This window comes from Streptomyces phaeochromogenes (assembly GCF_001418655.1).
Classification (GTDB): Bacteria; Actinomycetota; Actinomycetes; order Streptomycetales; family Streptomycetaceae; genus Streptomyces; species Streptomyces phaeochromogenes.
In genome coordinates this window covers 1-9687 of the sequence record NZ_LIQZ01000381.1, presented here as the reverse complement: position 1 = coordinate 9687, position 9687 = coordinate 1, and the positions used below count along the sequence as shown (strand labels likewise).

8 protein-coding genes and 1 pseudogene are annotated in these 9687 nt (G+C 69.7%); 8 read left to right on the top strand and 1 reads right to left on the bottom strand.

The window, feature by feature from the left end; translation table 11 throughout:
• Nucleotides 1–438, bottom strand: a 438-nt coding sequence (locus AOK17_RS39185) for a TetR/AcrR family transcriptional regulator (protein WP_079053531.1), incomplete at its 3' end; no start/stop codon positions are given.
• 76 nt (nucleotides 439–514) lie between these two features.
• Here AOK17_RS39185 and AOK17_RS39180 point away from each other — a divergent pair.
• From AOK17_RS39180 to AOK17_RS39145, 8 genes and pseudogenes are all read left to right on the top strand, one after another.
• Nucleotides 515–1207, top strand: coding sequence for an NAD(P)-dependent oxidoreductase (locus AOK17_RS39180; RefSeq protein WP_055617390.1), 693 nt, complete (start codon nucleotides 515–517; stop codon nucleotides 1205–1207).
• Nucleotides 1204–1608: a pyridoxamine 5'-phosphate oxidase family protein gene (locus AOK17_RS39175; protein ID WP_055617389.1), complete on the top strand. Its 405-nt coding sequence runs from the start codon at nucleotides 1204–1206 to the stop codon at nucleotides 1606–1608. The genes AOK17_RS39180 and AOK17_RS39175 overlap by 4 nt, the downstream gene beginning before the upstream one ends.
• Before the next feature lie 32 nt (nucleotides 1609–1640).
• Nucleotides 1641–2057, top strand: a pseudogene (locus tag AOK17_RS39170) (alpha/beta fold hydrolase); the annotation flags it as partial.
• 1379 nt (nucleotides 2058–3436) lie between these two features.
• On the top strand, nucleotides 3437–4936 hold the full coding sequence (locus tag AOK17_RS39165; protein WP_079053530.1) for a sugar transferase: 1500 nt from the start codon (nucleotides 3437–3439) through the stop codon (nucleotides 4934–4936).
• A gap of 82 nt (nucleotides 4937–5018) precedes the next feature.
• Nucleotides 5019–6344 (top strand): nucleotide sugar dehydrogenase, encoded by a 1326-nt coding sequence (locus AOK17_RS39160; RefSeq protein WP_055617387.1) that lies wholly within the window; start codon nucleotides 5019–5021, stop codon nucleotides 6342–6344.
• Complete coding sequence (locus tag AOK17_RS39155; protein ID WP_055617386.1) at nucleotides 6334–7614, top strand: glycosyltransferase family 4 protein; 1281 nt, start codon at nucleotides 6334–6336, stop codon at nucleotides 7612–7614. Before AOK17_RS39160 ends, AOK17_RS39155 begins: the two co-directional genes overlap by 11 nt.
• A complete protein-coding gene (locus AOK17_RS39150; protein ID WP_055617385.1) occupies nucleotides 7611–8975 on the top strand; it encodes a Wzz/FepE/Etk N-terminal domain-containing protein in 1365 nt (454 codons plus the stop codon). Before AOK17_RS39155 ends, AOK17_RS39150 begins: the two co-directional genes overlap by 4 nt.
• Nucleotides 8972–9687, top strand: a 716-nt coding sequence (locus AOK17_RS39145; protein ID WP_245697645.1) for a Wzz/FepE/Etk N-terminal domain-containing protein, incomplete at its 3' end; no start/stop codon positions are given. The genes AOK17_RS39150 and AOK17_RS39145, both read left to right, overlap by 4 nt.

Below are 9687 nucleotides of genomic sequence, written 5' to 3'. Positions count from 1 at the left end.
CGGGGCGAGGAGGCCGCCGAGGTGATTCGTGAATACCTGGAACGCGAGCTGCTGGCCCGACTTGTTGAATTTCTCGGCGGCCTCCTCGCCCCGGGTGGTGAGCTGTACGAAGTCCGCGTCCTCCCACAGGTTCGTCACCGCGTCGATCAGGCGGTCGGGGAGAGTGGCCGGGTCGCCGCCGAGGACGTCGTCCACCGCCAGCGCATTGGCGCACTGAAACTGCATCACGTCCGCGAACAGGCTTTTCTTCGAGCCGAAGTGGTACGCGATCAGCGCCGGGTCGACGCCGACGGCCCCGGCCACCGCGCGCAGAGTGGTGCCCCGGTAGCCGCGCTCCAGGAAGAGCGCCCGGGCCGCCGAGACGATCGACTCGCGGGTCGGCGGGTTGCCGCGGGGGCGGCCTCGGGTGCGGGCGGTGGCAGGGGCGGAGTTATTCATCGGCGTTGAGCCTGCTTTTCGTGATCGGCACAGTCAAGGGCGTTCCGGCAACCACATGAAGGGATGACCCGACGTCATGCGTATCGCAGTCTTCGGCGCCAATGGACCGACCGGCCGCCACCTCACCGACCAGGCCCTCGCTGCCGGCCACGAGGTCGTCGCCGTGACTCGCCGCCCCGGCTCCCTCTCCACGCGGCCCGGTCTCGCCGTGGCCGTCGCCGACGCCACCGACCCGGTGGCTGTCGACGCCGCGATCGGGGGGACGGACGCCGTCCTCTCCGTATTGGGCGCGCGCTTCAGCAAGGAGACCATCAGCACGTACTCGGCGAGCGCCACAGCCATCACCGGGGCCATGGCCCGCCACGGCATCAAGCGGTTGCTCGCCGTGAGCTCCAGCATCGCCGACCCGCACTGGCGTCCCACGGGCGCGCACTTCTTCAATCATGTGCTCGACCCGCTGGTGAACCGACGCCTCGGCCGTACCCTCCACGAGGACATGCGCCGCATGGAGGCCGTGATCCGTCGGACGGACCTCGATTGGACCTTCGTCCGGCCCTCAGGCCTCTTCGAGCACCCCGTCGTCACGGACTACCACACCGCCGAGGCCAGTGCCGACGGCGTCTTCACCGCCCGTACCGACCTCGCCTCCAGCATGCTGCGCGAGGTGGAGGAGCGGCGATACGTCCGTACGGCCATGGGTGTCATCACCACGGCCGTGAAGCCGAACATCGCCAAGCTGATCTGGAACGAGGGCGTGAAGAAGAAGTGAGCCGGGCGACCGTCGAACTCCCGCCCGCCACAAGGGTGTTCCTCACTCGCCCCCACACCGCCACCCTCACCACCCTCCGCCCGGACGGCACCCCGCATGTCACCCCTGTCCGCTTCACCTTCGACCCGGTCACCGGACTGGCCCGGGTGACCACCCGGGCGGGAGCGCGCAAGGCCCGGAACGTGGCGGCGGGCGGCCCGACGGCCCGTGTCGCGCTCTGCCAGGCGGACGGCTTCCGCTGGGTCACCCTCGAAGGCCGGGCCACCGTCACCGACGACCCCGCGCGCCTGGCCGAGGCGGTCCGCCGCTACACCGTCCGCCACCGCGCGGCCCCGCCCACCCCGCCGGACCTGGTCGTCGTCGAGATCGCCGTCGACCGGGTCCTGAGCCTCAACCTCTGAATCCCCCTCGAAGAAAGCGAAGCAACTCCGCCGTGCCCGGCCTCCCCGTCCTCGACCCCACTCTCCACCACCGCGAGTCCGGCGACCCCGACGGTCTGCCGTTCGTCCTCCTCCACGGCAACCCCACCTCCTCCCACCTTTGACGGAACGTCCTGCCGGGTGTGGCCGAGCCCGGCTGCCGCCTTCTCGCCCCCGATCTCATCGGCATGGGCGACTCCGGAAATCCCGACCTCGCCCACTCCTTCGACGACCACGCCCGCTACCTCGACGACTGGTTCGACGCCCTCGGCCTTGCCGAGGCCGTCCTCGTCCGCCACGACCGGGACGGCGCGCCCGCCTTCGACCGCGCCGCGCGCCTCCCGGGCCGCGTCTCCGGCCTCGCCTTCACCGCGACGATCGTCAAGCCGCTGGTTGGTGACGAACTCCCGTCGACCGGACGGAAGTTGTTCGGCCGGCCCGTCACACTGCCCGGTCGGCACCAGACGGCTGCTGATGGCGAGCGACTGCCCTCACTCGCCGCCATTGTGTGCGAGGAAGGCCGGCAGTCCGCATCGAGCAAGGAGGGTGGTCGGACTCCGGCCCGGTCGGTGTCCTGTCTTCATCCGCGTGATGACAGAAGCCGGGCTCGGCGGCATGGGCCTCAACGGTTCGGCCGAGTCGGGATACCGGCCCCGCCACTTCGAGCAGTCCGGCAAACAGACCCACCGGTGACGACATCATGGCCGGGGACGGTCCCACGGATGGCAGCTCACCGATGCGCGGCAGGCCGGACAACAGCACGCAATGGCCTGCTCGGGGCAGGTGGTAGCGATTACGACGATGACGATCAGTAGCCCGCCCTCGATCATTCGCACTTCCGGGCGGCCCCGTTGAGCAACCGACCGGACGGGCGGTAGCCGTTGTGGATGCCGGCACTGACACGGCGCCGCACGTACCGATTTCCAGTGCCGCGCGGTGGAGCGAACGGCGCGAGCAAGCTGCGAACGCGCCAACCTGCGAAGGGCCCGTCCGGACGATGCCGTGCTGTCGCCCCCGATATTCCATGCGGTGCGTGAACGCCAAAAAGGGCCGGAGCTCGGCGCCGTTTTGGACAATCTCCCGGCAATTCCTTCAGGCCATTGGCACGTTCAAGATGCGCCACCCAATCGGGATCCTCGATCTACCGCGACTCCTACGGAGCCGGCGCCGGGATGCGACCACTCATGCCCAACTTGGGCATGAGCGCGACCTTGCGTGCGCCGTGTCCCCGCCACGTAACTCCCGGAATTCACACGCACGGATCGCGGGAGTCGATCGCCCAGCCCACCTCTGGAGGCAGCGCCCGGGGCCGACGGGCGGGCTGCTGGAGTGCGCGGTGGCATCAGTCACCTGCAGGCGGTCACCAGTAGGTGGCTCCAGCCCCATAGCTTGACCACAAATTGCACACACCCCCTCTACAGACCGGCAACGATGGTCTAGATTGACCGTGCTTCAGCTGATGGGACACGAGGCGACCCGTAATGATCTATAGGTCCGGCACCACAAAAGGCCAGCAGTCGCGTCCCCCACGCCACGCGTGGGGATGATCAATTCTTGGAGCCCGCGAGGGCTTCGGGTGCGGGGTGCACCCGAAGTTTCGACGGGTTCCCGCACACCCTGAGAGTCCGGCAGGACATATGAGTCCGCTGCCGCCAGGGTGAGTTGTCCAAGTAACGCTCAAAGAGCCGAGAAGTCATGCGCGGAGGGGGCGGGGGCCTCCTGCGGGAAGGGACTGTGCGGGAGGTGGGGCCTCCCGGGGGAGGGACAGTGTTAGGCGCTCACGTCGTACCACTGGGGACCGGGGGGTTCTGTGCGGCAGGGGGGAATAGTCGACCCATTTTCGTCGGCGAGCGGGAGTCTGACGAATGGGGCAATCAGCCGGCCCGCAATCGACTGGGAGCAGCGGTACCGACGTACCGTGATCACCAGCGATACCGTGGCCACCGCTTTCGTGGTGGCCGCGATCGGCAACTTCTTCGGGGCCCGGGACGCGGCCAACTGGCATGAGAAGTGGGGAATTCTCGCATTCGGCACCGAACTGCTGGTGCTGGGAGCGCTCGCGGTGAGCCGATCGTGGTCTCCGGCCGTGCTCGGCCAGGGCGCCGAGGAATTCCGCCGGCTCGGACGCGCACTGTTCACGGCGACCGTCGTGCTGGCGCTCGGCGGGATCGCCCTGACCTCGCGCAACATCAAGCTCTGGATCTTCGTCGCGATCCCCGCGATCGCGCTCGTCACCATGACCGCGCGGTATCTGCTCCGCCTGCGGCTGCACAAACAGCGGAAGGAAGGACGGTGCCTGAGACCGGTGCTCGCTGCCGGGAGCCCGGCCACCGTGCGCGACCTGATCAACCGGACCCGTAAATTCCCGCACCTCGGCTGGCGGGTGGAGGCGGTGTGCACGACGGACGGTCGCGGGCTCGACGGTGACCAAGGCGGGCTGGACGGTGACCAGTTGGACGGTGTGCCGGTCATAGGCCTGCTGGAGGACGTCGCCAAGCACGTCCGCCACGACGGCTACCGCGTCGTCGCCATCACACCGGACCCGCACTGGTCACCGGACCGGCTGCAGCGGCTGGCCTGGAATCTCGAAGGCAGCGACGCCGAGATGGTCGTGGCCCCCGTGCTGATGGAAGTGGCCGGCCCGCGACTGCATGTCGACGCGGTGCTCGGGATCCCGCTGCTGCGGGTCAGCATGCCGACCTTCACGGGGGGTCGCCGGGCGATCAAAGGGGTCGTCGACCGAATAGGCGCAACGATTCTGCTGATGCTGTTCGCACCCCTGATGGTGTTCGTCGCGCTGCTCGTGATGGTGGACAGCCGGGGCGGGGCGTTCTACCGCCAGCGCAGGGTCGGCAAGAACGGCCGCGAGTTCACCATTCTCAAGTTCCGCACCATGGTCGCCGGGGCTCACGGGGTACGTGCCGAGCTGGCCGACCACAACGAGGGCGCGGGCCTGCTGTTCAAGCTCCGCCGGGATCCGCGGGTGACCCGGGTGGGAGCAGTGCTGCGCCGGTACTCGCTCGACGAGCTCCCGCAGCTTTTCAACGTACTCACCGGATCGATGTCGCTCGTCGGTCCGCGGCCTCCACTGCCGGAGGAGACCGCCGAGTACGGCCCGGACATCCGGCGGCGGCTGCTGGTCAAGCCCGGGCTCACCGGCCTGTGGCAGATCAGCGGACGCAGCGATCTGGCGTGGGAGGAGGCCGTCCGCCTCGACCTGCGGTACGTGGAGGACTGGTCGCTCGCCCTGGACACAGTGATCTTGTGGAAGACGCTGCGTGCGGTGATCCATGGGAACGGGGCCTATTGATGCGCGGGGGTCTGCAACTCAACGGTCCCGCCCGCGCGCGGACCGCAGGCCGTAGGGGCCTGCCTGGGGGGAGGGACAGGTCATGAAGGTCAGCGTTTTCGGGCTCGGCTACGTGGGCTGTGTGTCGGCAGCGTGCCTGGCCAGCATGGGGCACGAGGTCATCGGGGTGGATGTGAACCAGGTGAAGGTCGACCTGGTCAACGACGGCAGGGCCCCGGTGGTCGAGGAGCGGATCGGCGAGCTCATCGCCGAGGTCGTGCGGACCGGAGCGCTACGCGCGACCGACGACGTCCGCGAGGCGATCATGGACAGTGAGGTGTCGCTGGTCTGCGTAGGCACGCCTTCGGAGCCCAACGGCAGCCTGTGCACCACGTATTTGGAGCGGGTCACCGAGCAGATCGGCGCCGTGCTGGCCGAGGGGGCCAAGCAGGGGGGCCGGCACACCGTCGTGTTCCGCAGCACCATGCTCCCGGGCACCTGCCTGAACCTGCTGGTACCGATCCTGGAGAAGTACGTCGGCGGCACGGCCGGGGTGGACATCGGGGTCGCGGTCAACCCGGAGTTCCTGCGCGAGGGCACGAGCGTGCGGGACTTCTTCGACCCGCCCAAGACCGTCATCGGCGAGCTGGACCCGGCAAGCGGCGACGCGGTGACGGCGCTGTACGACGGCCTGCCCGGCGAGGTGTTCCGGGTGCCGGTCCCCACGGCCGAGGCGATCAAGTACGCGGACAACGCGTTCCACGGCCTCAAGATCGGCTTCGCGAACGAGCTGGGCGCGGTGTACCAGGCGCTCGGGGTGGACTCGCACCAGGTGATGGATGTCTTCCTGGCCGACCGCAAGCTGAACATCAGCCCCGCGTACCTGCGGCCCGGCTTCGCCTTCGGTGGCTCCTGCCTGCCCAAGGACCTGCGCAGCCTGGTCCACGCGGCACAGCGGGCCGACATCTCGGTACCCATCCTCGCCCACGTGCTGCCCTCCAACTCCGACCATCTGCAGCGCGCGGTGGAGCTGGTCGGGCGCACCGGCAAGCGCCGGGTGGGCCTGTTCGGGCTGTCCTTCAAACCCGGCACCGACGACCTGCGTGAGAGCCCACTCGTCGAATTGGCGGAGAGACTCTTCGGCAAGGGCTACGACCTGAAGATCTACGACGCCAACGTGAGCCTTTCCCGGCTGCTCGGCGCGAACCGCGAGTACATCGAGACCCGGCTGCCGCACCTCGGGCAGCTGCTCGCGGAGTCCGTCGACGAGGTGCTCGAGCACGCCGAGGTGTGCCTCGTCGGGACCAGGGATCCGGCCGTGCTGTCGGCGCTGCCCCATGGCGACAGCCCGGTGATCGTCGACCTCATCCACCTTCCCGACGCCGACGCGCGGCGGGCCGAACCGGGGTACGTGGGCCTTGCTTGGTGACAGATCGTTCGATGACACGGCCGGCAGCGACCGGCCGGACCGGCGCGCGCTGATCCTGGTGGAGAACCTGTCGGTGCCGTTCGACCGGCGGGTGTGGCAGGAGTGCACGACGCTGCGCGACGCGGGCTGGGAGGTGCACGTCATCTGTCCCCGCGGGGAGAAGCGGGACACGGAGCCGGAGGCGGTGATCGACGGGGTGCGGATCCACCGCTACCCGTTGCGCGCGGCCACCGGCGGTCCCGCCGGCTATCTGCGGGAGTACGGATCGGCGTTGTGGCACACGGCCCGGCTGGCCCGCAAGGTCGGCCCGGTCGACGTGGTCCATGCCTGCAACCCGCCCGACCTGCTGTTCCTGCCCGCACTGTGGCTGAAGCGGCGCGGCGCGCGGTTCGTCTTCGACCAGCACGACCTGGTACCCGAGCTGTACCTCTCCCGGTTCGACCGCGGCGAGGATCTGCTCTACCGCGCCGTGTGCGCGCTGGAACGGCGGACCTACCGGGCCGCGGACGTCGTACTCGCCACGAACGAGAGCTACCGGGACGTCGCGGTGCGCCGTGGCGGTCAACGCCCTGAGGACGTTTTCGTGGTGCGCAGCGCGCCCCAGACCGACCGGTTCCAACCGGTGCCGTCCGAGCCGGAGTTGAAGCGCGGCAAGCCTCATCTGCTGTGCTACCTGGGCGTCATGGGCCCGCAGGACGGCGTCGACTACGCCTTGCGGGCCCTCGCGAAACTGCGTGACGAGATCGGGCGGACCGACTGGCACGCGGTGTTCGTCGGCTCCGGCGACGCGTTCGACGCGATGGTGGAGCTGTCCCGGAAGCTCGGTCTCTCCGAACAGGTGCAGTTCACCGGGCGCATTCCGGACGCCGACCTGGTGCGCTACCTGTCCACCGCGGACGTGTGCCTCTCCCCCGACCCGCGCAACCCGCTCAACGACGTGTCGACCATGAACAAGGTCCTGGAGTACATGGCGATGGGCCGGCCGATCGTCTCGTTCGACCTCCGTGAGGCGCGCGTCTCCGCCGGTGACGCCGCCCTCTACGCGCCCGCCAACGACGAGGCCGCATTCGCCAAGCTCATCACGGTGCTCCTCGACGATCCCGAAAAGCGGGCCCGGATGGGCGAGATCGGCCAGGAGCGGATCAGCGGGCAGCTTTCCTGGCGGAACTCGCAGGCGTCGCTGCTCGCCGCCTACTCCGCCGCAACCCGTGGCCACACACCGGTGTCGGCGGGCGGCCCGGACCGCACAGGGAAGAGGCAGCACCGTTGAACGAAGACACGATCCGCCTGGCCACGATCGGGCGGATTCTCCGTCGGCGGTGGCGGATTCTCGCCACCCTCGCCGTGGTGGGCGCGCTGGTCGGCTACGGCACCTCGGTGGTGTTCCCGCCGCGGTACACGGCCTCGGCATCGGTACTGCTGCCGGGGCAGTGGGAAGAGCGCGAGCTGCTGACTCAAGTGGACATCGTGACCAGTTCGACGGTGATCGACCGCGCGGCCGCCAAGCTCGGCCGGCCGGGCGTCAGCGGCGCCGAGCTGCGGGATCGAGTGAGCGCCGAGGTCGGCGACGGGAACATCATCAAGATCTCGGGTACGGACAGCACCCCGGAGCGCGCGCAGCAGCTCTCCGACCAGGTGGCCCGGCAATTCGTCGCATTCGCCGCGCGGATCGCGGGCGGCACCGACTCCGAAGCGGCCACGGCGCCCGAGACGCTGCGGCAGCAGGTGGAGGAGACCAACCGCCGCATCACCGACCTGGCCAAGGCGGCCGATCCGGGGAAGACCGTGGAGAGCGTGCAGGCCCGCACCTCGCTCGAGAAGCTGCGGACCTCGCTGGAGGAGGCCATGACGAAGCTGGACCAGGCCGATCCGGCGAGCACCCTGGCGGGCATGGTCGTCATGGGGCCCGCGGCCCGGCCGACCGGCGAGGCGCCGCCGACGAGGATGCAGCTCATCGTCGCCGGGGCACTGCTGTTCTTCCTGTTCGCGGTCATCGGTCATCTCGCCGCCGCACGGAGGAATCGCCGACTGCGCACCGAACCGGAGATCGCCGCGGCCCTGGGCTCGGCACTGCTCGGCACCGTCGACGTGCCTGATGAACGGCGCGCGTACCGGCCGGAGGACAGCGGCCCACGGGCCTCGATCCGCCGATTCCTCGGCATCGACACCCGGTGGGACATACCGGCCCCGCAGATGTCCGTCGACGAGGCCGGCAGGCAGCTCCGCTATCGGCGGGTGTGCGCTCGCCTCCGGGACCAACTCGCCTCTCCCCGGAGACTGTTGGTTGTCGTACCGGACGGCGACGAGATCGCCCTCCGGGCCGCCGGGCAGCTCGTCGCCGAGGCCAAGGGCGATCCGCTGCTGCGGGTGGTGGAGGTTTCGGTGGACCGGCCCATGGTGCCGGACCACGACACCGAGTCCGGTGCCCTGGTCGTACTCGGCGCGGGCAGCTGGACCGCACAGGAACTCGCCGGCATCGCCGAAGCCTGTGCGGACGGCGGGCACGACGTCGTCGGCATCGTCGTCGCCGGCACGGTCCGGACCCGTGAGACACGGTCCGACGGCCATCCGCCGGACAGCGCCTCTCCCGCACTCGCGGTTCGCGGCCACTCGACGGGAGGTTCAGCGTGACGACGAGCACGACTTCGGAGTCGTCGGCCGCCACTCCGCTCTTCGACCTGCAGGCGCTGGTGGTGGCGGTGCGCAGGCGCCGCCGCCTCTGGTGTGCCATGGCGCTCCTCGGGCTGGTGGCCGGCGCGGCGCTGGCGGTCCTGCTGCCGCCTCCGCCGAGCGCGGTGACCAAGGTGCTGGTCGCGCATGCGGAGGACCAGCCGAACGACACCGGAACGCTGATGCGCACCGACGTCGCGGTGCTGGGGACCACGCGGATCGCCGACGAGGCCCTGCGGGCCCTCAAGTCCCGGGAGAAGCCGGAGGACTTCATGCGGGACTACCGGGGCACCGGCTTGACCAACAACGTGATGCAGATCGATGTGACAGGTGGCAGCGACGCGGAAGCGGTGGCCCGGGCCAAGGCGCTGGCCGACGCGTTCATCGCGGACCATGTGCGACGGATGCGGGAAACCGCGACGGCCGAGTCCAAGGCCCTGCTCGACCAGCGTGACCGCATGCGGAACGAACTCGCCCAGGTCAATGAGGAGATCGGAAGCCGAACGCCGGAGAGCGAGCCGACGGCGTCGGCGACCATCGAGACGCTCTTCGCCCGCCGGGCCGAACTCAACTCGCGGATCGCCGACTTCGACCAGCGCGCCGCGGAGGCGCGCACCGGCACGCCCAAGGTCGTCGCCGGCACGCAGATCGTGGACGCACCGCGCGCGGTGCG